Annotated in this window: 22 protein-coding genes; 14 read left to right on the top strand and 8 right to left on the bottom strand. The window is 38.1% G+C overall.

The genetic code is table 11. The features are described from left to right. Positions 1–45: 45 nt before the first annotated feature. Complete coding sequence (locus J580_RS11785; protein ID WP_014205905.1) at positions 46–465, bottom strand: hypothetical protein; 420 nt, start codon at positions 463–465, stop codon at positions 46–48. 290 nt (positions 466–755) lie between these two features. Here J580_RS11785 and J580_RS11780 point away from each other — a divergent pair, with 290 nt between their 5' ends. The 3 genes from J580_RS11780 (at position 756) to J580_RS23095 (ending at position 3,209) form a co-directional block, all read left to right on the top strand. Next, complete coding sequence (locus J580_RS11780) at positions 756–983, top strand: hypothetical protein (RefSeq protein ID WP_002120072.1); 228 nt, start codon at positions 756–758, stop codon at positions 981–983. Between the two features lie 225 nt (positions 984–1,208). Beyond that, positions 1,209–2,912, top strand: coding sequence for a mechanosensitive ion channel (locus J580_RS11775; protein WP_032004295.1), 1,704 nt, complete (start codon positions 1,209–1,211; stop codon positions 2,910–2,912). A gap of 126 nt (positions 2,913–3,038) precedes the next feature. Beyond that, a complete protein-coding gene (locus tag J580_RS23095) occupies positions 3,039–3,209 on the top strand; it encodes a hypothetical protein (protein WP_002120038.1) in 171 nt (56 codons plus the stop codon). 12 nt (positions 3,210–3,221) lie between these two features. On the opposite strand, the gene J580_RS11765 is transcribed toward J580_RS23095, so the two are convergent. The 5 genes from J580_RS11765 to J580_RS11745 all read right to left on the bottom strand — a co-directional run bounded on the left by J580_RS11765 (position 3,222) and on the right by J580_RS11745 (position 8,852). Then, positions 3,222–4,421, bottom strand: coding sequence for an NAD(P)/FAD-dependent oxidoreductase (locus tag J580_RS11765; RefSeq protein WP_032004294.1), 1,200 nt, complete (start codon positions 4,419–4,421; stop codon positions 3,222–3,224). A 117-nt stretch (positions 4,422–4,538) separates the two neighbouring features. After that, a complete protein-coding gene (locus tag J580_RS11760; RefSeq protein ID WP_032004293.1) occupies positions 4,539–5,420 on the bottom strand; it encodes a 1-aminocyclopropane-1-carboxylate deaminase/D-cysteine desulfhydrase in 882 nt (293 codons plus the stop codon). A gap of 64 nt (positions 5,421–5,484) precedes the next feature. After that, complete coding sequence (locus J580_RS11755) at positions 5,485–6,603, bottom strand: HlyD family secretion protein (protein WP_032004292.1); 1,119 nt, start codon at positions 6,601–6,603, stop codon at positions 5,485–5,487. Positions 6,604–6,642: 39 nt separating this feature from the next. Further along, positions 6,643–8,286 (bottom strand): MFS transporter, encoded by a 1,644-nt coding sequence (locus J580_RS11750; RefSeq protein WP_032004291.1) that lies wholly within the window; start codon positions 8,284–8,286, stop codon positions 6,643–6,645. Continuing rightward, on the bottom strand, positions 8,283–8,852 hold the full coding sequence (locus J580_RS11745; protein WP_002120318.1) for a TetR/AcrR family transcriptional regulator: 570 nt from the start codon (positions 8,850–8,852) through the stop codon (positions 8,283–8,285). Before J580_RS11745 ends, J580_RS11750 begins: the two co-directional genes overlap by 4 nt. A 179-nt stretch (positions 8,853–9,031) precedes the next feature. Here J580_RS11745 and J580_RS11740 point away from each other — a divergent pair, with 179 nt between their 5' ends. From J580_RS11740 to J580_RS11735, 3 genes are all read left to right on the top strand, one after another. Beyond that, positions 9,032–9,655 carry a LysE family translocator gene (locus J580_RS11740; RefSeq protein WP_002120398.1) on the top strand — a complete coding sequence of 208 codons (624 nt, stop codon included), beginning with the start codon at positions 9,032–9,034 and terminating at the stop codon, positions 9,653–9,655. A gap of 162 nt (positions 9,656–9,817) precedes the next feature. Continuing rightward, on the top strand, positions 9,818–10,006 hold the full coding sequence (locus J580_RS0104215; protein WP_032004289.1) for an NF038215 family lipoprotein: 189 nt from the start codon (positions 9,818–9,820) through the stop codon (positions 10,004–10,006). Then, positions 9,987–10,322, top strand: coding sequence for an EF-hand domain protein (locus tag J580_RS11735; protein ID WP_032004288.1), 336 nt, complete (start codon positions 9,987–9,989; stop codon positions 10,320–10,322). Before J580_RS0104215 ends, J580_RS11735 begins: the two co-directional genes overlap by 20 nt. Positions 10,323–10,404: 82 nt before the next feature. On the opposite strand, the gene metG is transcribed toward J580_RS11735, so the two are convergent. Beyond that, positions 10,405–12,471: a methionine--tRNA ligase gene (gene metG / locus J580_RS11730; RefSeq protein WP_032004287.1), complete on the bottom strand. Its 2,067-nt coding sequence runs from the start codon at positions 12,469–12,471 to the stop codon at positions 10,405–10,407. A gap of 284 nt (positions 12,472–12,755) precedes the next feature. Here metG and J580_RS11725 point away from each other — a divergent pair, with 284 nt between their 5' ends. The 3 genes from J580_RS11725 (at position 12,756) to J580_RS11715 (ending at position 15,609) form a co-directional block, all read left to right on the top strand. Then, positions 12,756–13,256, top strand: coding sequence for a hypothetical protein (locus J580_RS11725; RefSeq protein ID WP_017386611.1), 501 nt, complete (start codon positions 12,756–12,758; stop codon positions 13,254–13,256). A gap of 145 nt (positions 13,257–13,401) precedes the next feature. Then, positions 13,402–14,592, top strand: coding sequence for an iron-sulfur cluster carrier protein ApbC (gene apbC / locus J580_RS11720; RefSeq protein WP_017399777.1), 1,191 nt, complete (start codon positions 13,402–13,404; stop codon positions 14,590–14,592). 144 nt (positions 14,593–14,736) lie between these two features. Continuing rightward, on the top strand, positions 14,737–15,609 hold the full coding sequence (locus tag J580_RS11715; protein ID WP_032004286.1) for a 5'-methylthioadenosine/S-adenosylhomocysteine nucleosidase: 873 nt from the start codon (positions 14,737–14,739) through the stop codon (positions 15,607–15,609). 32 nt (positions 15,610–15,641) lie between these two features. Here J580_RS11715 and J580_RS11710 read toward each other — a convergent pair whose 3' ends face one another. Next, positions 15,642–16,208, bottom strand: a complete 567-nt coding sequence (locus tag J580_RS11710) for a DUF2062 domain-containing protein (protein WP_016802582.1) — start codon at positions 16,206–16,208, stop codon at positions 15,642–15,644. 362 nt (positions 16,209–16,570) lie between these two features. On the opposite strand from J580_RS11710, the gene J580_RS11705 reads away from it, so the two are divergent. The 5 genes from J580_RS11705 to J580_RS11685 all read left to right on the top strand — a co-directional run bounded on the left by J580_RS11705 (position 16,571) and on the right by J580_RS11685 (position 22,480). Further along, complete coding sequence (locus J580_RS11705) at positions 16,571–17,164, top strand: LysE family translocator (RefSeq protein ID WP_032004285.1); 594 nt, start codon at positions 16,571–16,573, stop codon at positions 17,162–17,164. 114 nt (positions 17,165–17,278) lie between these two features. Continuing rightward, a complete protein-coding gene (gene dcd / locus J580_RS11700) occupies positions 17,279–17,848 on the top strand; it encodes a dCTP deaminase (RefSeq protein WP_002120290.1) in 570 nt (189 codons plus the stop codon). Between the two features lie 302 nt (positions 17,849–18,150). Further along, positions 18,151–19,464, top strand: a complete 1,314-nt coding sequence (locus J580_RS11695) for a hypothetical protein (protein WP_032004284.1) — start codon at positions 18,151–18,153, stop codon at positions 19,462–19,464. A 232-nt stretch (positions 19,465–19,696) separates the two neighbouring features. After that, positions 19,697–21,739, top strand: a complete 2,043-nt coding sequence (locus J580_RS11690) for a hypothetical protein (RefSeq protein ID WP_032004283.1) — start codon at positions 19,697–19,699, stop codon at positions 21,737–21,739. A 15-nt stretch (positions 21,740–21,754) separates the two neighbouring features. Further along, a complete protein-coding gene (locus tag J580_RS11685) occupies positions 21,755–22,480 on the top strand; it encodes a DUF6160 family protein (protein ID WP_032004282.1) in 726 nt (241 codons plus the stop codon). Positions 22,481–22,501 lie beyond the last annotated feature (21 nt).

Below are 22,501 nucleotides of genomic sequence, written 5' to 3'. Positions count from 1 at the left end.
ATTGCGGTGAAAACAACTTTATAATTAATTTTATGGATATGTTTATTAGTGGACAAACATATCCATAAATTCGCGAATTTCTGAAATTGCGCTATCTACATCGGTTGAAAGCCAAGTTGGCTCAAAAAGACCTGCATAATGTTCCAAACGATCTTGTGGAACGACTAAGCGAACAGGACAGTCTTCTTCTAGTAAGCGCCAAGGCAAGATTGGAACATCATTGTCTAGAAAAATATTGATATTACGAATATCAACAATCATGGCATTAATGCAGTCAGGAAATGGCATGACCGAAAATTCTTCAGTACGGCGACGAAAATACTCTAAATCACCCCATTTGAGTTCATAACTTGGTTTATTAAATTCAATAATACCAATGAGATGTTCGTCTCTCGTCTGATGTATATAACATTGATGTGTGACGTCAGTGTCGAGATCAAGTGTTACGTTTTGCTGACGATACATCATAAAATAGAGCAGCTTTAAAACAAGGGGGCTTATTATAGCCTATTTTATAAAAAGTAAGCGCTAAAACATATTGTATTACAAATAGAACCTCAAAGAAGCTCGAGCATAACTTGTCATTATTTTTTAATGGCTAAATATTTTTGCCTAAATTTTATACTGTTTTTATTATTTTAATAGTAGAGTTTTGCAAACACAGACACCTTAGCATAATGCTTTTTCACACAATGCAACAAACCAAATTGCTATGATGATTATAAAGTTAATGATAAAAGAAGAGGGGAAAGAAGATGCATGATTTTTCAAAACCACCTCATGTGACGAGTCCTGAAGAAACTGCGAAAAAAAGAAGATTGCCAGTTTACATTTTAATTATTGTTGGGCTTTTTCTTATTGCACTCATCGTCTACATGGTTGCTGATCACAGCAAAACACCTAAAGAAGAAGCCGCTTTTCAACATGAGGTCACACCACATGTCATTAAGAGCACTTCAGATTTGAATATTTATAAAGGGTAATAAGCTAACCAGTATATCTTTATAGAAAGCCTTTGGGATGTGACCTGAAGGCTTTTTTTGCAACCTTTTGCATCAATTTGTTGTATTTATGCAGAAGTGTGTTGATTAGAAAATATTCAAAACATAAGGTGAGATAGACCGCATTTATCGTCATTTTTAACAACGAAAAGTGTTTTTCATAATTGATGGCACTGAAAAGAACATAACAATTGAGGACATAACAATATGAATGAATTTTTTGATGGGCCTCGCGGCGCTCAGTTTGATGCGATGTATTACTGGGATCAGTTTCATCCTATTTTAGCTGCAATCGTCATCTTACTGGTCGGCTGGATAATCGCCTTATTAGTTGCGGCAGGTGTAAAAAAACTTCTGCAAAAAGTAAATACCAATGCAAAATTATCTTCAGCAACTGGGCGTGCTCCAAACATAGAAGGTCTTATTTCAAAAGTCGTATTCTGGTTTATTTTAATCTTAGCTGTTGTCGCAGCTCTCAATGTACTTAACATTAGTGGAGTAAGTGGCCCGTTCAGCAATATGGTTAATCAGGTACTCGTCTATATTCCAAATATTATTGCTGCTGTTGTGGTGGGTTTTATTGGTTGGATCGTTGCTCGACTGGTGCGAGCGGGGGGGACCAATGTTTTATCCCGAACTCAACTTGACGATAAGTTAAGCAGTGAAGTGGGTGTAGGTGGAATTAGCCAGAATATTGGTGAAATTCTTTACTGGCTTGTATTGTTACTTTTCCTTCCGATTGTTCTTTCAATATTAGGATTAACAGGCTTACTGATTCCAGTTCAAAATATGGTAAATGATGCTGTAGCATTCTTACCAAATATCTTTATTGCTGGTGTTATCGTTTTTGTTGGTTATATCTTGGCAAAAATTGTACGCGGTATTGTTGAAGGTTTAGTGAATAGCTTAGGTGTTCAGGCTCAAGCTGAAAAAATTGGTCTTTTCAAAAGCTCTAACGTAGGCAAATTCTTAGGGTCATTTGTTTTCGCAATCATCATTATTACAACATTGATTGTAGCGTTTGAAGCTTTAGGGATTGAGACAATTTCTCAGCCAGCAACAGCAATGCTTAATGAAATCTTGCAGGCGATTCCAAACATTATTGCTGCTGGTTTAATTCTACTGGTTGCTTATATTGTTTCTCGTTTTGTTGGTCGCTTAGTCGCTGAATTAATTGCAGGTACAGGTGTTGATGAGATTCCTGCAAAGTTAGATGTACAACGCTTTTTAGGTCAAACTAAAGTTTCTAATGCAGTTGGCTGGTTAATTGTATTCTTTACTATGCTATTTGCGGTTTCTGAAGCTGCGGATCGTCTTGGTTTCGATCAAATTAGTGGTCTAATTGCAATGTTTATCCATTTCGGTGCAAACATTCTATTGGGCGCTGTAATCTTGGTTATTGGTTTCTGGCTTGCCAATGTTGTGGCGAACGTGGTTCAACGCGGCGAATATAATAGCTCGCGTTGGTTAGGTAGTTTAGTTCGTGTATTAATTATTGGTCTTGTACTTGCGCTTGGTTTAAGAGCGATGGGTATTGCAGATTCAATCGTTAATCTTGCATTTGGTTTGACTCTAGGCGCAGTTGCAGTTGCTTTCGCTCTTGCATTTGGTTTAGGCGGTCGCCAACCAGCAGAAAGACTGTTGAGCGATTTGCTAGATAAAGCTAAAAAAGAAGCTAATGAACCAAATCCGCTTTATCAACCGCCTTCTACTACGACAACAAGCAGTCCATCTGCTGGTAGCTCATCTGCAACTACGAGTTCGTCAACATCTACAGTTGCACCAACGACTACAACTTCACCATCAACTGTTTCATCTGATGCAAAACCAGCTGATTCTGCGCAAGTAAATCCAGCAGAACCACCTGTAAATAAACCGTTTGGATCTACTGGAGAAAATGACGAAATTTAGTATGTAAGACTAATTTTCAGATAAACCGTACAAAAAATCTTTGATTTTTGTGATAAGTTCGACCACTCTATATTGAGTGGTCGTTCTTTTTAGACGTTATAAAAACAAATAAGTGAGGAAAATACGATGAAGAAACCAGGTCGTTTTTTAGCACCGATTGTCATTGCGGGAATTACGGTAGGTTTTTTAGCAAGTGCTTATAAATTTGTGTTTAATAAATCTAATTCATCAAAACAGGCAACAACTCATACACGTAATTCTGAAAAATCATCTAATGATTCGAAAGCCTCAAATTAGCTTATTCATCAGTTAAACGTATTGTGCTGCTGCATAAGCGGAAGACCAAGCCCATTGGAAGTTATAACCTCCTAAATGGCCAGTCACATCAAGTACTTCCCCAATAAAAAACAGTCCTTTCTGCTTTTTACTTTCCATGGTTTTGGAAGATACTTCACTTGTATCAACCCCACCTAAAGTAACTTCGGCAGTACGATACCCTTCTGTGCCTGATGGTTTCACAGCAAAACCATGTAGTTGCTCAGCAATATGATCTAGCTGTGCATCACTGATATTACCAATTGCAGTCTCGCTCTGCTCTGGCCATATAAGTTGTTGTAACTCTTGTACAATACTTTTTGCAGTAAATTCATTCAGAAGAGTACGCAATAAAACTTTAGGTTGGGCTTTCTTTTTATCTTTTAAATAAGTTGCTAAATCTTGGCTCGGGAAAAAGTCGATTTTAAAACTTTCACCTGTATTCCAATAGTTTGAAAGCTGTAAAGAACTTGGACCACTCAAACCACGATGCGTAAACAATAAGGCTTCAGTAAAGCTATTCTTCGAGTTACTTAGAGTCACATCTAAAGCATTACCACTTAGGCGTGTAGTGACTTCTTTAATATGATCTGAAAAAGTAAATGGGACTAATCCTGCGCGAGTTGGGAAAACCTGATGTCCAAATTTTTGTGCCAGTTCATAACCAAATCCAGAACCACCTAAAGTTGGGATGGATAAACCACCTGTAGCAACCACTAATGACTCACAGCTAAATCGGCCTTGGTTTGTGTGTACAGTAAAACCGCCTTTTTCTAAAGGATCAATCTGTACAGCTTCACATTGAGTTTGGATATCAACATTATTGGTTTTATTACATTCACTCACCAGCATCTCTAAAATTTCTTTAGCGCCGTTTAGCGTGAATAATTGCCCGTGTTTCCGTTCTTCATAAGCAATTTTATAATCACATACCAGCCCAATAAAGTCCCAGTTGCTATAACGTGACAGGGCAGAAATAACGAAGTGCGAATTATGAGAAATATAGTTGTCAGGCTCTACATACAGGTTGGTAAAGTTACACTTGCCACCGCCCGACATTAAAATCTTTTTACCAATTTTATTGGCTTTTTCTAAAACTAAAACCGAGCGCCCTCGTTTAGCAGCATGTGCAGCCAACATGAGTCCAGAAGCACCTGCACCTAAGACAATGACATCGACATGACTGTTAGACATAAGAGATTCTCGATTAATCGTGAAAATTTAAAAGGGGCATATACTATCATGCCGAGCCTTAGTCATGCTAAAGACATTTACTGCTATGCGGAGTAATGTGCACTAAAAGCTAATAAGTTATTGATGTGATTTATTTCTTATATCTGCCTGTAAACCACCAGAATGAATTGCCAGAATGCGAGTTCCTTCAGCAAAGTAATTATTCTTTATAAGATCAAACAGACCAAACATCATCTTTCCCGTATAGATCGGTTCAAGTGGTACCGCATGCTGCTCTTCAAAACTTTCTATAAACGCCAATAACTCGGGTGAAGTTTTTGCATACCCACCACAGCAGTATGCATCTGTCACAGACCAGTTCTGTTTTTTGGTCCACTGCCGAATTTCTTGTTGTAAAAAGTCACCTTTTAAAGCCGAAAATCCTAAGACTTTTTGATCGGCTGAACTCCTTTCAATAAGACCCGAAATCGTTCCGCCAGTTCCTACTGCACAGCAAATCACATCATAGTTTTGCAAATCGCTTTGACTGATAATTTCCTGACAACCTTGAACTGCCAGTTCATTGGTACCGCCTTCAGGAATAATGAAAGTTTCAGGAAATTGGTGCTGTAATTGTTGAAGATAGTTTGCATCTTCTCGTAAGCGATATTCATTGCGTGAGACAAAATGTAGATGCATTCCTAAACTTTGAGCTTTTGCTAAGGTTGGATTCAGAGGTTTGTCAGCTAACTCTTCACCACGAATAATTCCAATACTTCTTAAGCCAAAAAGATGAGCTGCATACGCAGTTGCGGCAATATGGTTTGAATAAGCGCCACCAAAAGTCAAAATGCTCGATAAACCTTGTTGTTTTGCGGCAAGCAAATTGTATTTTAATTTGAAAAATTTATTACCTGAGATTTGGGGATGAATTAAATCTAGCCGCTTAATGTCGAGATGCAGGGGATGGGGTAGTTGAATATGTTGATAAGGAACTGATTGAGCAATGTGATCAAACATTAGAAATTGAGAAAATAATGATTGATCACATTGTAACTTTTTAAATAGAACTTTAAAAAGCTGTTTACGAATTTGTATCGACAGAAGTAACCACTGACATACCAGGACGTAAATGTTCCATTCCTTCCTGATTTGGATCAATAGTAATGCGGACGGCAATTCGTTGAACAACTTTGGTAAAGTTACCTGTCGCATTGTCAGGTTTTAATACACTGAACTCGGAACCCGCAGCAGGTGAAATCTGCTCAACATGCCCTGTAAATTTTTTGTGTTTCATCGCATCGACTGTAAACCATGCTTTTTGACCAATCCGCATATTGGCAATTTGGGTTTCTTTAAAGTTGGCAATCACCCAAGTTTGCTGTGGGATGAGGTAGAGTAATTGTGACCCTGCTGCTACATATTGCCCAACACGAGGGTTCACCTCACCAAGTTGACCATCCATTGGAGCAACAATAACGCTATAGTCTTTAGTAGTTTGTGCTTGGTCTAGTTGTGCTTTAGCACTGGAAACTTGTGCTTCTAATCCAGCTTCTGCCACTTGCGCTGTTTTAAGCGCTTCTTTGGCAACTAAAACATTGGCCTCTGCCTGCTTCAGTGCTGCAAGGTTATTTTCAGCATCTGCTGCGGCTTTATCCTGCTCAGATTTAGAGGCTGCGCCACTATTTCCTAACTGTTGATAGCGTCTAAGCTGTGCTAAAGAAAGTTCATATTGAGCTTTAACTTGTTCAACTTTAGCCTGTGCAGCCACAATATCAGCTTGTTTTTGAGCAATAGACTGTGTCTGATTGGCTAAAGTATTTTTAGCTTGTTCAACTCCAGAAGCCGCTTGCGTTACTTTTTGGTCGTAGGTGGTTGCATCAATATGCATTAATACTTGACCCTTTTTAACGTGGTCAAAGTCCTTAACTAATACATCTTTAACATAGCCATTAATTTGCGACGATAAAATCGTTGTTTTACCTTTAACATAACTATTGTCAGTTTGCTGAACGCTCGTTGCGAAGGGTCCGATTCTCCATGCCCACAAAATCACTAAAATACCAACAATGAGCACAACTAGCATCCATAATAAAGTTGAGCGTTTTGTTGGAATTAGTTTGCTCGCAGGTGCTGGTTCATTAGACGAAGCAGGAGCTGCTTGAGGTGGAGCTTGTTCCGGTTTGTTTTGATCATCTGACATATATCAATCTCAATTTCTATTTCATCAATAAAGAAGCCATTAAGGACGGCTAATTCCTCTGCGTTGTAGATATTTACTACGTGCAATATTAAATCCGCCCCACAAGAGTAGGGCGATAGCAAAAATACCGTTTAATGCAATAACGTCATTGTAGGCACGCACTTGCGCTTCACGAGTGACCACTTGATTAAGTGAGCGCATGGATTGGGCTGTTTGTAATGCTGGGTCAGTAGTCGTAACTGATGCACTGCGTTGATATGTAGAGAGCCTTTGAGCAACTAGAGGATCTGCTTGTTCCAAATCTTTAATAATCTCGACTTGATAATTTTGTGTGCGGTGTTGTTGATAGGTCGAGAAGAAAGAAGATCCAACAAGACCACCAAATGTTTGAGTTGCAGAGAACAGCACAATAAAAGTCACCACATACGAAGGACCTTTAGCCAAAGTTTGCGCAAAGCCAATCAGGAGCAATGGCCCAATAAATAAACCACCTGCAAAGCCTACTAAGAACTGACTTGCAAAGAAGTTCACAGGTCGGACATCACTGGTTAAGTGATAATCTAATCCACACGCAACTAAAATTAAAAATTCTGCAAAAAGTAAGTGGAAGATAATCCGTTCGCGTGAAAAAGTTAGTGCACTAAAAAGTGTTCCGCTTAAAATCCCCACCAAGATGACAACATAGAGTGGAACAAATTGGTCAGGACCCATTCCCATAGTTTTTAAGAAATTAACCGCTGCGTAGCTTTGTTCTGACATTAAAAGTCGAATAGCAAAAGCACCAAAAATGAAGCGTAGGGTCGAAGCGGCACCTAACCAACGTGTCATAATTAATGGATTGGCGCGATAGTGCTCATAGAGCAACCCCAAAACAACTAAGCTAAAACCTGCAATTAATACATAAGCAAGCCACTGGCTATTAAACCACCATAAAATTGGGCCTTGCGTGAGCACAATACATAAACAAGCAAAGCCGGGAGCGAGTAAAGCAAAGGTGAAAAAATCTTGCTTCTCAAAAACGTAAATTCTTAAGCTACGTGGTAACTTCAATGAAACGACCATGGCTAAACAACAAAGTGCTAAGCCGAGCTCAAACGTATATAGAACAGACCAACTGTCTGTATTTACAAGAAATGGAGAAATAATCCAAGCGAGGGGAACACCTAACTGTTGAAAACCAAAGGCAATATATATTCCTTTTGCCATGTCTGCTTTTTTAAAAGCTTGCATGGTGTAATACATACCTAGTGAGCTTAATGGCGCACCAGCTAAACCAGCTACAACCCGCGCAAATAGGGCCATTTCATAAGTATGCACAAAAATATGTAATACCAGAACTGCAATAAAAATCACGAGTCCTATTTCCGAAAATACTCTCAGGCCATACTGTTGCCGGGCTTTAAATAAAATCAGGTTTGAACTGACATTTGCCATGACATAAGCAGCAGGTAACCAAGCCGCTTCGGAAGGAGTTAGTCCATACTCACCTTGGATTAAAGGTAAATTTGCCGTAATAAAACCATTACTTAAGCTTGCCGAAAGGGCGATAAATAAACCAATAAAAAAGTAAATAAACCGCTTAGGTACAGAGTGTGCAATAGCTGCTGGTGAACCAGGTAAAGTCGGTTGCTCTTCTGGGGTCCAGTCGGGTGGTGTTTCTAAGTAACGAGGCGTTTTACTCATTCTATCCCTCGAATTTTTTGTATTTGAATACCATGAAATAGTAATTCAATTGCTCGTTTTGCTAAGCGAGTCTGTTCTTCTGGCTCATGTCCTTGAAATGAAGAACCCAACATTGCTGTGACCATTGCATAGTCATCGGCGGTCAGATCAGCTCGGCACAATTTTTGTTCTATCGCATTTTCAATCAGTGGGTTAAGTGCATTATTTCGCCGTTCATAAATTTTTAACATAATTGGATCTTGCCGATCAATCACTCTCCAAAAATCTTGCAAAATTGCGAGCTTGGGAAGTTGCCCAATATGTCCTTCAATTAAACGAAATAAACCATCTTCGAATTGTTGAAAATGAGCTGCTTTTTGCTCTAGCTGTGTAATTGCACGTTCTAAAAGTGCACTAATTAAAGCTTTTCGATCACAAAAATTACGGTAGAACGTCGCTCTGCCTACACCAGCGTGGTCAATCACAACTTGTAAGGGAACATTAATACCATGAATACGAAAACATTCTTCGGCTGCATTGAGTAATTCATCCCGATTATGGGCAGCAATTTTTTGACGTTTACTCATGTCATCGGTTTGGGGAGTTCGAAAGGTTATATATTTAACGGACATTTTTGTCCGTTGTGAAGATCTAAATTGTAAAAACATGAAAATTCAATTTTCATCATTTATATCTTCGCCATTTTTATATGTGTCATAAAAAGCTGTTAGAATACCGCGCAATTGCGTGATGCTAGGTCAATACAATGTTTGAGTCCCTTATTCCTCTTTTTTCAATTGCGATGGCATTGATGCTTGGAGCAATAAGTCCTGGGCCAAGCTTTATTTATGTTGCACAAAATTCAATTTCTAAATCACGTAAACATGGGTTGTTTACCGCTTTAGGGACGGGGACAGGTGCAGCGCTTTTTGGTCTATTAGCAGTTATGGGATTGCAAGCAGTTTTATTGGCGGTGCCTTCTGCTTATCTGATTTTAAAAATTGGTGGTGGTCTATATTTACTTTGGCTGGCTTTTAAAATTATTAAACATGCTAAAGAACCAATTGCGATGGAAAACGATGGCAAATCGAAAATGACCTATAAGCAGGCATATCGATATGGCTTAATTACCCAGTTAAGTAATCCAAAAATCGCAGTCGTGCTAGCGAGTGTATTTACTGCTTTGTTGCCAAAAGAAATTCCAAATTATTACTACGTCGCATTACCAGTGATTTGTTTTATGATTGATGCTGGTTGGTACTCATGTGTGGCAATGCTGCTCTCTTCAGAGAAGCCTCGAAAAATGTATCTGAAAGCAAAAACAGGGGTGGATCGAGTTGCTGGAAGTATTGTGACTTTATTGGGTTTAAAATTAATTTTCTTCAAATGATTACTCTTTAATTAAAATATCTACAAAATCCAAAGCCAGCTATTTATAGTCTGGCTTTATTTTTGAGTAAAATATATACAAATTGAAATATCTTTTTTAGCACTTAAATACTTTAAAAGTGGTAACTTAATAAATAAAACAAAAAGAAATGAGGATCACGTTATGAAAAAACTAATAGTGAGCATTTCTGTAGTTTTTCTCATCTTAACTACAGGATGTGAGATGAGAACGACGAGTAAACAACAATCGGCAAATGAGCGGACTATGAGTATTGTGGGTACTCCAGTTCATGAAAAGGATTATAAAATTTCCGATATACAAGTGAATAATCATGAGCAATCTAACTATTAGGTTACTTGCTGGATGTGCAACTTACTGTGTTTTGAATATGGTAAGTGCATGTGAGCCTGCTTCTTTAGATTGGGAGCTTTTTCAGGAAAAATATGATTTAAATCATGATGGCATGTATAGCCAAAAAGAATTTCAACGGGTTGAAGACTTTTATCCTTATAACTGGCCGAGTGATAAGCGTTTTCAAGGTGAAAACAAGCAGACAGAGCTATTTCATTATTTAGATGAAAATAAGAATGGCTATTTAACAAATGAAGAGTTGGGAAATATACACGTTTTATTTAATAACCCTTGCGAAGGGTGGCCGTGGTCCTAATTTAGTAAGCCCCGTTTAAACCTATTCAAAGCCCTTAAAAATAAAAAAGCTCCCAATTTAGGGAGCTTTTTTTGAAAGCAGATTAAGAAACTTTATCGCCAGGTTTCGCACCGCTGTCTGGAGAAATAATGAAAATACCTTCACCATTTCCAGCAGCAAGTACCATGCCGTTTGAAATACCAAAACGCATTTTGCGTGGTGCAAGGTTAGCAACCATAACAACCAATTTACCTTTTAGGTCTTCTGGTGCGTATTGGCTACGAATGCCACTAAATACATTGCGTGGTTCAGCTTCACCAACATCTAATGTCAATTGAAGTAATTTATCTGAACCTTCAACTGTACCAGCTTCAAGTACTTGAGCAACACGCAAGTCAACTTTTAAGAAATCTTCAATACCAATAATTTCAGCTTCACCCACTGCTGGAGCAGGGGCAGCTTTTTTCTCGGCAGCTTTGTCCTTTTTCGCCGTTGCTTTAGTTGCTTCTGGAGCAGGAGCACCTAAAGACTCTTTAGAAGCATCAACCATAGCTGCAACAGCTTTTGGATCAACACGCTGCATAAGCGGTTGGAACTGCGCAATCTCATGACTTACAAGAACTTGTTTACGTGACTCGAAATCGAAACTTTCAAGTTTTAAGAAATCTTGAACTTGCTTGGCCAAAGTTGGAAGAACTGGAGCCAAGTACACTGCAAGTTGACGGAATAAGTTGATACCCACAGAACATACATCAAGAACTTGTTGCTCTTGACCTTCTTGTTTAGCAAGTGCCCAAGGCTTTTTCTCATCAATATATTGGTTTGCACGGTCAGCTAGCGCCATAATTTCACGGATCGCCGTAGAGAATTCACGTGCTTCATATGCAGCAGCGATTGAATCGCCAGCATCAATAAAACTTTGTACTAAATCAGTTTCTGCACATTGAGCAGATAACGTATTGTTAAAGTTGCTGTTGATGAATTTCGCACAACGGCTAGCAATATTAACGACTTTACCGACTAAGTCTGAATTTACTTTTTGAACAAAGTCATCAAGATTTAAGTCAGAGTCTTCAACTTTATCTGAAAGCTTAGATGCAAAGTAATAACGTAAATATTCAGGGTTTAAATGCTGTAAATACGTCTCGGCCTTAATGAAAGTACCACGTGACTTAGACATTTTTTGTCCATTTACAGTCAAGAAACCATTTACAAAAAGACCAGTTGGAGTGCGATAGTTCGCACCTTCAAGCATTGCAGGCCAGAATAAAGCATGGAAATAAACAATGTCTTTCCCAATAAAATGATAAACATCGTTTTGGCTGTCTTTTTTCCAGAAATCATCAAAGTTTAAATCTGGGCGTTTAGTTTTGATGTAGTTTTCAAAACTAGACATATAACCAATTGGGGCATCTACCCATACGTAGAAATATTTATTTGGTGCGTCTGGAATTTCAAAGCCAAAATATGGTGCATCACGAGAAATATCCCAGTCTGCTAAACCAGCTTCAAACCATTCATCTAACTTGTTCGCAATTGAAAGAGGTAAACGTCCTTCATCACGCGTCCATTTTTGTAAATATTCAGAGAAGTTTGGAAGCTTGAAGAAATAGTGATCTGATGATTTTTCAACTGGTGTTGCACCACTTAAAGTCGAACGTGGATTAAGTAACTCAGTCGCATTGTAAGTTGTACCGCACACCTCACATGAGTCGCCGTATTGATCTTCTGATTTACATTTTGGGCATGTACCCTTAATGAAACGGTCAGACAAGAACATCCCTTTTTCTGGGTCAAATAATTGAGTTACAGGACGAACTGCAATATTTCCAGCTTCACGGTTTTTAATATAGATATCTGTTGAACGTGCTTTGTTTGCATCGCTATGCGTTGAATCGTAATGATCGAAATGTACACCAAAACCGTCAAAATCACGGATGTGTTCTTTTTGAATATTCGCAATTTGCTCTTCTGGGCTAATACCATTTGCTTCGGCACGTAGCATAATTGCTGTACCGTGAGCATCATCCGCACATACATAAGTCACATCATGACCCATTGCTCGCATGGCACGAACCCAGATATCTGCCTGGATGTAACCGAGTAAATGACCCATATGAATTGGACCATTAGCATAAGGGAGGGCATTAGTGACTAAAATTTTACGCACGGATTTCATTCTCTCATTCGTATTTATAAGGTGGAAGATTTTAACTGATGCAGGGAGATAAGCAAAGATTAATAATCTCCAGCTTGGCATAAGCGATTTCTATTAAAATGGATTTTGGTCAGGCATGGTTTCTCTTTAGAACAGATAAACAAATCAAAAAATATTTGAATCTTCCTGTATTGTCTTTGTTTCAAATTGCAGTTACGGTCAGAAAATAAGCCATAACGATGTATAACTAATAACTTATTCAGGTAATTTTTTAATTAACTATGAGGATAACAACGATGACTACAGAAAATAAATTAGATGAATTAAAGGCAAAAGCGGCTGATGCAAAAGTACAAGGTGAAAAAGCTTTGGACGATTTAAAGGAAAATGTAAAAGAGAAGCAAGCTGCTGGTAAAGAAGCAGTTGAAGATAAGGTAGATCAATTAAAGGCAAAAGCAGCTGATGCGAAAGTACAAGGCGAAAAAGCTTTGGACGATTTAAAGGAAAATGTAAAAGAGAAACAAGCTTCTGGTAAAGAGGCTCTTGAAGAAAAAGCAACTGATTTAAAAGGTAAACTTGAGGATGCTCAGCATAGTCTACAAGATAAGTTTGATCATTTGCGTACAGAAGCAGCTCATAAACTTGACGATGCTAAAGCCAAAGCTGCGGAATTAAAGGAAGAGGCTGCTACAAAATTGGATGAGTTGAAAACACAAGCAACTGCAAAACTTGATGAGTTGAAGAAAACTGCAACCGATAAACTCAATAAATTAAAGAATCATGATTCTGCTGAATAAGCTGATTTAAACTAAAATCTGCACTCCTTACCTAAAAGATGAGATCTGAAGTGAGTAATTATTCATCCCAAGGTGAGCGAGTGTGGAGCAATACTGTTACACTATCTCCATTAAGCTGTAATGATCTGTTTTTGGAGTAAACAATATGTCTTGGCTTTCTTCATTAAAGTCCGTTTTTTCACCCGCACAAGAGGTGAAAGAAGATGAAATCCAAACCGTACTCCAAAATTATTTATTACCGCATTCAAAAGATGCTTTAAAGGAGCGCATTAGTCAGCTTCAAGTTCAGGGTCGTGTATTACAACTTACGATTAATACATTTCCTGATGAAAAAGAGCATTTGCAGCAAATCCATGATGATTTAGCTGGTGCATTAGAAAAGTGCGGTATTGAAGAACTTAATTTACACGTGGTTCAACAAAAGCGCCCTACACAAGAAAGTTCAAATTTACCTCCTGTGCTTGATGCCTCACCTAAATCAGAACCAGATCCAAATAATCCACCGATTCAAAAAGCCGCTCCGCAACAAAGAGATGTTCCACTTCACCCTCGCATTAAGAATGTTATTTTAGTTTCATCTGGAAAGGGTGGCGTTGGTAAATCGACAACTACCGTCAATTTGGCGCTTGCCTTGCAAAAAATGGGTCTTAAGGTTGGGGTATTAGATGCTGACATCTATGGTCCAAGTATTCCCACAATGCTAGGAAACGCTGGCAAAACTCCACTTATTGAAAGTGAAAATTTTGTACCTTTAGATGCTTATGGTATGGCTGTGCTTTCTATTGGACATTTAACTGGTGATAACAACACACCTGTTGCATGGCGTGGACCAAAGGCAACAGGCGCTCTAATGCAATTGTTTAATCAAACACTTTGGCCTGATTTAGATGTACTCATGATTGATATGCCACCAGGTACTGGTGATATTCAGCTTACGCTTGCACAGCGTATTCCGGTTACAGGCTCCATCATTGTGACTACTCCACAAAATGTTGCCTTGCTTGATGCCACCAAAGGAATTGAGTTATTTAATAAAGTAGGTATTCCCGTATTAGGTGTTGTCGAAAACATGTCGACTCATATTTGCTCAAACTGTGGTCATGAAGAGCAAATTTTTGGTATCGGTGGTGGTGATAAGCTTTCCGAGCAATACCATATTCCATTGTTAGGCCGTTTGCCTCTAAATGCTCAAATACGTGAACATGCTGATCAGGGTAAACCGAGCGTTGTGGCAATGGATGATGCGGCTGATAGTTATATTGAGATTGCTAAAGCGGTCTGGCAGCAGATTGAAAAAATCCCTCAACGCACACGTGATGATAAGCGTATTTTCTAATTTATTAAAACCCGGCTTTAAGTCGGGTTTTTTTATCATCTGATTAAAATAAAAAATTAAATTACTGAATCCTAATAACAAAGCTGAACTTGAAATTGGCATGCAGATTGCTACTTTACACTTTTTAAAAAGAAAGGTTAAAAAATGCAATTTAAGTATAGTTTGGGCGTAATCAGTTTATGTAGCGCTTTATTTTTAGTTGGATGTAACGATGACAACTCATCTGCCTCACAGACACCAACAGTTCAGGAACAAAAACAGAAGTTACAGCCGATCATTATTCAGGGTGCTTTACCCGTAGAGTCGGAAAGAATGGCTTCAAAGTTAGAGAATAAAACTGTTGAAACAGTAGGGGGATGGACGTTCTGGAAAGGTACCTATAATGGTTATCCAATGATTATTTCTAAAACTCGCATGGGTATGAGTAACTCTGCTGCAGCAACTGCTCTAGCGATTGAGCGTTATAAACCGATTGCGATCATTAATCAGGGAACTTCAGGTGGACATGATCCTGATTTGCATGTTTACGATATTGTTTTAGGAAAATATACAACCAATATTGGTGCATTTAGAACACCTAAACAGCCAGTGGGCGGTGGTTCAGACTCACTCACATGGGTTGAGGCTTTTGATGTTTTGCCAACAGATGAATCTGACCCAGAACCGATTGCAATTCGTAAATTTGAAGGTGACCAAGAGTTGTTAATGGCGGCACATAAAGTCCGTTATGATAAAGGTGATGTGGTTGAAGGAACGATTGGTTCAGCAGATGTCTGGAATAATGAGCTAGATCGTATTCAATTTTTCCACCAGCGTTATGGTACTTCTGTTGAAGAAATGGAAGCGGCTTCTGTTGCACAAATTGCAAGCCAGTTTAATGTTCCTTTCCTAGGCATTCGAATCTTATCTAATAATATTACCAATAACGGAGCTTATGACCCTGGTACAGGAGAGGCTTGCCAAGAATATGTGCTTAATGTGGCCGAAGAATATATGAAATCAAAACTACCGAAATAATGATTTAAACTTATGCAAGAAGAGTGAAGCTTTTATAAAACCTCTTCTTGCTTCTTTTGATGATGTCTACTTTTCCAGTTTTTAACAACCATCCAGCGCCAGAAAATTTCTGTGCATATATATAAAATAACAGCAAATACAAAAGCTTCTACAACAAGTCCAGTCATCAAGATTTTCGCAAGACTAAAATCAATGTGGCCATGGCCGAAATGAGTAATCCAACGAGAAATCTGATGCAATACACCTAGCAGCATTTCTTTGTTAATCATATGCACATGAAAAATGTGTGCACCGAACCAAAAACCAATATATAGAATAGGAACTAATGTAAGCGGGTTACTTAACCAAGCGAGCATCAAGCTAATTGGTAAATTTACTTCAAATAGTAATACCGCCATCACAATAAATACGCTGTGAAAAGGAATAGGCAGTAAACCAAAAAAAGTTCCGACAAAAACAGCTCGGGTAATTGATTTTCGATTGACATACCAAAGCACAGGATTAAGGGTTTTTTTACCAAAAATCCTTAGAAATTTCATATTTGAAACTTTCTCGGGGGAGGGAAGCCAAGATTGAAAAAAATGCTTTGCCATAATCATTAAGGGTAGTAAAGCGCGATGCTCTATATAAAAAAATCAGAAACAATATATGAATTGAAACTTATTAAAAGCTTAAAATTTAAACTTACCAGTGCTATATATTTTTATTATAAAGACTTTTGATGGAAAAATAGACTTAAAATAAAAATAGTTATGTTACTTAACTCAGAATCTATTTGAAAAGTATAACAACTGACCGTAAAGTTTTCTTCTCGACTTTATGTGATAATTTTATAAATATTTGTTTTTATATACTTTATTTTTATTTTGAAAATAATTTGAAATACTTTGTCTTACAATTACCTTTTGCCTTGTGACAGGATATCTATTAATCTGAGATGACTATATTGTGAGGTCATTCAATGATTTCATGGCTTTTTATTGGCTTAGTAGCCACAATTTTACTTACTCCTGGTCCAACCAATACCTTACTAGCTTCTTCTGGGGTACAAGTGGGTTTAAGGAAGTCAGTAAAACTTATTCCAGCAGAAGTTTTAGGTTATGTCATCTCTATTTCTGCATGGGGAATGCTGATTGGAAAAGTGTCTAGCACACTACCAATGCTGCCGCCTATTCTAAAGCTATTGAGCGCTTGCTATATTATTTTCTTAGCCATCAAGTTATGGCATACGGCAAATCAAGAAGTTGAATTAAATCAGCCAACAATTCGTGCTCGTGAGTTATTCTGCGCCACTTTATTAAACCCAAAAGCATTACTGTTTGCCTCAGCAATTTTCCCAGTAGGTGCATGGAGTAATTTTCATATTTATTTAATTCATATGATGGCTTATTTAGCGCTTATTACCCCAATTGCATTGTTCTGGATTTTCTTGGGATCGGTTTTAGCATCTAAAAAAGTAGGTTGGTTAAATCAAACTAACTTGCAAAAAACTGCTTCACTTGTATTGGTCAGCTTTTCAATTCCAATTAGTTATTCTGCTTTACTGAACCTCTAAATGTGCAGCTGAGCTATTCTTATTTATTTGAGTAGCTCTGTGTTGTTTTCATAATTGGTTTTTTAAGTTAAAGTACGTCGAAATCAATGAATTTACCTTTTGGATAGAAAATACATGGCCATTAAGTCTGATCGTTGGATTCGCGAAATGAGCGAAAAACACGGCATGATTGAACCTTATGCAGAGAATCAAGTCCGTTTTGATAAAAATGGTGAAAAGTTGATTTCCTACGGGGTCTCTAGCTATGGTTATGATGTACGCTGTGCCCGTGAATTTAAGGTTTTTACAAACGTACATTCTGCAATTGTCGATCCAAAAAATTTCGATGACAAAAGTTTTATCGATATTGAGTCTGATGTTTGTATTATTCCGCCAAACTCATTCGCTCTAGCGCGTACAATTGAATATTTCCGTATTCCTCGCAATGTGTTGACTGTATGTCTAGGCAAGTCAACCTATGCTCGCTGCGGTATTATTGTAAATGTGACTCCATTAGAACCTGAATGGGAAGGTCACGTTACTTTAGAATTTTCAAATACAACAAATTTACCTGCACGTATTTATGCTGGGGAAGGCGTAGCACAAATGCTATTCTTTGAAAGTGATGAAGTATGTGAAACCTCTTATAAAGACCGTGGTGGTAAATACCAAGGTCAAACAGGTGTTACGCTTCCTAAAACTTAATCTTTCCTCGATGAAAAGATTTTAAAAATAATGGGTCACTTAGGTGGCCCAATTTTATAAATAAAATTTTTTTGAGAAGCGTTTATCGGAATTATGATAAACGACAGTTTCCTTTTGTAAAAAATGATATAAAATGATCAATAATTGATTTGTTTTTTTGTTCTGCATCACAGAATTTAAAAGTAAATGTGGTTGATATAGGCTTTCTTTGATAATGTTTAGTTAAATATTTATCAAATGTAGATAGGCCAAATAAAAAGAAATTAAACAGGATTATGCCCCCACGGATATGGAGGTCGGCCATGCGACAGTTTACGTCTCTTCATTTAGCAATATTAGCGCTTGGAAGCTTGTGCTTTTCTTCGGCGCATGCTGCTTCTACATTAGTTCCTATGACAGATGCTGAACTATCAGCGACGCGTGGTCAAGCCTTGATGAGCATGTCATATGTTGCGCCTACCGATTCTGCGAACTTGGAAAAACTGCGTGACAGTAATAGTAATGTAGGTTTTTATAAATTAGGTCTAGATGCTGATTTAGAGCTGAACGCGAATATTAAAAAATTGCAGCTTGGATGTGGTGGAGCCAATGGAGCAGGTGCCTGTGATATTGATATCGATAACTTAAGCCTAAGTGGTATTTCTGATACTAATGATGGTCGTGCTAGTTCTTCAGCAAAATTAACCAATCCATTTATTGAATTTGCAATTAAAAATCCTAACAGTGCATCGACTCGTGAAGTTGCTGGGGTGAGATTAAGTGCAGAATCCATTCAAGGTCTACTTACTTTTGGTTCAGAAAATACAACTACAAAAAATGGTATTAACTCTTTTAGTGGTTATATGGTGACTCAAGCGACTGGAGGTACGGTTAGTACTTTACAAGCAGTGTCAGGACAAGCTGGATTAACTCAAACAAATTTAGGAACAGCAATTACCGGTAAGGTAAAAAGTACAACAGGGTTTATTACAGCAGACTTCCAGACAACAAGTTATGATTTAGGCTTAAGTAGTGCTTCTGGTAGTTTATCTTTACCTTCCCAAGTTATTTCTGGAAAACGTATTACGACGGCTAATTTAACAGGTACTGCTGTAGTTAGTGGAATTAATTTATCGGGGCCTATCCAGGCAAATGCTCAAGCATGGGGAGCTATTCCGCTTACTATTAGTGGGAATCTGTCTGGTACAATTAATAATTTAGGAGTCAATGTTGCAGTCAATGAGGATTTAGGATATTTCCATAAAGTTAATTTGAATGGTACGGCGGCTTCTTTATCATTACAAGGACAAAATTTACAGTGGACAGGAGCAAAGTCTGTTTCTCAAGCGGGCTGGTGGTTAGAATTATCAAATCCAATTGATATTGGTGATGTAACCCCTCAATCACAAGTTAAAATTACGGATGACGTGGTAAAAGCCACTTTAGGTAAAGTTAGCCAGTATTTAACTGCTAACCCAATTGAGTGTGGAGCTTTGGCTCTAAATTGTATATTGGGAGATATTAATGTTCAATCAGTTGATTTAACAGGTCAATATGTTCCTATGAATTTGACGAATTTGGTCTTAAAAAACCAAAGTTTTGCTCCGAACTGTTATGGCAGCTTGAAGTTCTGCTAACTTAAAAAGAAAGTAGCTATTGCTATTTTACATTCATCGGAAAAGTAAATTTTTACATGCTTTTTTTTGCATTTGTGCAAATATTCCGCATAATAGAAATGTGGAAAGGTTGGCAATATCTTTTAGATTTGCCTCATTGTCTAAGGTGAAAAGGATGGATTCACCTGGCATCAAGGAATGTTAAAGAAAAATAAATATGGTGCGCGGCATCGTATAAAACAGGAAGGTCAAGATGACTACACTTAATTATACGGTAAGGTTTCAAAAAACCGTTTTGGCAAGTTTAATCGGGCTTTGTATAAGCCAACCTAGTTTCGCACTCGAAGAACTTTCTGATGCGGGCTTGAGTGAAACGACAGGTGAAGGTATTGCTATCTTGCCACAGAATACTTATATGGTATTTCGTGGTGCAGGTGCAAATGAAACCTCAACTCAGATTTTAACTGATCGTACTAAAGATACAGGTTATATCAATTATGTACCTGTTGGCCCTTTAAGTATGACAGCCGCTGATACCAATAAAAATGGCTCGATTGATTCTGGTGACCGTGCGGTAGGGAAAGCTGATATTTTTCTTTATGGCTTAGCACTTTCTAAATCTGATAATAATACCAATACTCGCCTTGCTTCTACCGATGCAGCTGCTGCAATCTCAAGTTGGGGTACTGCTGTTAACCCGTGGATTTTCAAAGTTGCGACTGAAAACTCAGTGCCGAATTTTAGTGCAAATAATTGTACAGGTGCGACTGATCCAACATGTCAGGTAACTTACTTAGCTTTAGAAGCCCCTTTATATGAAGTCGGAACGAGGGATTCTGCAGGTATTGACGCTTATAAGTTGAAACTAGGTCTATGGTCCGATATTTTTGTCCGAAATCCAAATAAAATAAATGGCGCCGCAGATCAATTTAATTATGGTGATTCAAATGGTCTAATTGGAACAAGTACTGATGCAACTCGTGCAAACCGTCTTCGTTTACAAGGAGTGTGGAATAACTTTAGCTTAAATGGCAGCCGCTTACAGCTTTTCCAAACATTAGGGGGAGCAACATCTGCTGGTGGAATGAGCCCTTTTTATAATGATACTTTGGGTTTAGCTGGAGTTATTCGTTTAAACAGTGGCGATGCCTCCAATTTAAGAGCAACGATTACTTCAAATACTCCAACGTCTACAGTGGGATCATGGGTAAATCGTTATAGTACCCAATATACTGGTGCGCCAAGCAATAACTCACCGAGCTCAGACTGGTTATATCGTATCCGTAGCCAAACTACGACTGTTACTTCAACAGGTTCATGGACTGCTCCAACTGATAGTGCTATGAATAATGTTTTACGTTTAAGTACGCGCGAATCAGGGACTACACAAGGTAATTTAGTAACTCCAGCAATTAATGGAGGAGTTGCACCAACCTTTGATGCGAATGAAGGTCTATATCTCTATAACCCGAATATTAATCTTGTGTTAGGTTCTTTATATCAACCATTGGTTTTAAGCTCGGATGGTAAGAACTTTAGCTTAGAACTTGCACGTATTCCGAATAAACCTGAAATTTATAAGAAAATCTATACAGACTATAGTGGGGCAGACACTAGTTATTTAGGGTCAACTTGTAATATTTATCAGTGTGGCACGAACGTAACTTTAGGTGGTAAAACATATCAAGGTTCTAGTGCGACGCATAGTAGTATTTCAATTGGTTCAACGGTCTATAATGCAGCCAATAATACTTTAGAAGCCTTTAAAGGTAATAGCACACAAGATGCGGTTGGTATTTCATTTGGTAAATTACCTACAGGAACTGTAGCGGCTATAACACAAACTAAAAACTTCTACCAATTACAAAATCAGGAACGCCGTGCAGGTAGTTATAGTTGCGGATTTTTGAATTTAAGTACTTGTTATGATACATGGCAATATCGGACAGCCACAGGCTGGACTGGCAATGCAGGCTCTGGTTTAAGATTTGATTCCCAAGGGGCGAACTGGGCTAATATTGATAGTACTTCCTATTATAACCCGACAGTAAATAATACAGGGTATACCTTGGCTGATGCTGGAAATGGTGCTCAATACACTGTGCCGAACAGCACACCTTTGCCAGATGCTCGTTATGAGGGTGGTCGTTGGTATAGCACTACACCAAATGCAGATTTAAATACCTATAAGTTATCGGGGGCACAGATTAGCTCAGCGATTACCAATAACATGGGATCTGCTGTCATTGACGGTGTTTTAATCCAGCACTTAAAACTGACAACTAAAGGTCTATAAGAGGAGGGTAACGCGATGAAAAAAATAACTGCTTTACTCCTTGCTCTTTGTGCAACAGTGACTCATGCAGAGCTACAAACTTTAGATAATGAAGCATTACAGGCGATTAATGGTCAGGCTGGTGCTGATTTATCTTTAATGCTTAATTTAAACCAAACAGCTAACGGTGTATTTGACAATGGTAGTGGTGGTGTCTGTGAGAACGTAGAGTTTTGCCATATTGGCTTGGCAATTAATAAGCGTTTTGTACAAGCAGATTCGACCAAACCAAGTGGTTGGGCCGAAAATAGTGATAGTGGTAATAAACTTTGGCTCGTATTTAAAGGCGTACAAGGTACCTTAAATATTCAAAAAATGGGTTTGGATGGCGCTGATTTAAAGTATTTGGATAAAAATAATACTGAAATGATTAAACCGGCTATTCAGCTTAGTTTTAGTGCAGCACAGCCAATTTTAATTCGTAACTTTGGTTTTAATGCGTTATCAATTGAGCAAGATAATTTTACCAGCTCAACAACAGCGCAAGGTTCGAGTGCAAATATGTATGATTATGCATATTTCAAAAAGCCAACTTATGCGGCGACTGCTAATAGTGCAAACCAGCAAGTTGCTACTGCAACGCCATCGGTGTATGACTATGGGCGTGAAACTGGTTTTATGGGTTTGATGATGAACGGAAACTTGGCTATTCAAGGAAAAGTCATGGTCTTTAGCTGTGATGGCAGCCATCCCCGTTGTTAAGGGTTAATGTAGATTTCAAAG

The sequence above is a fragment of the Acinetobacter sp. 1542444 genome, assembly GCF_000581835.1.
GTDB lineage: Bacteria > Pseudomonadota > Gammaproteobacteria > Pseudomonadales > Moraxellaceae > Acinetobacter > Acinetobacter pittii.
This window is presented reverse-complemented; position numbering and strand designations above follow the sequence as displayed.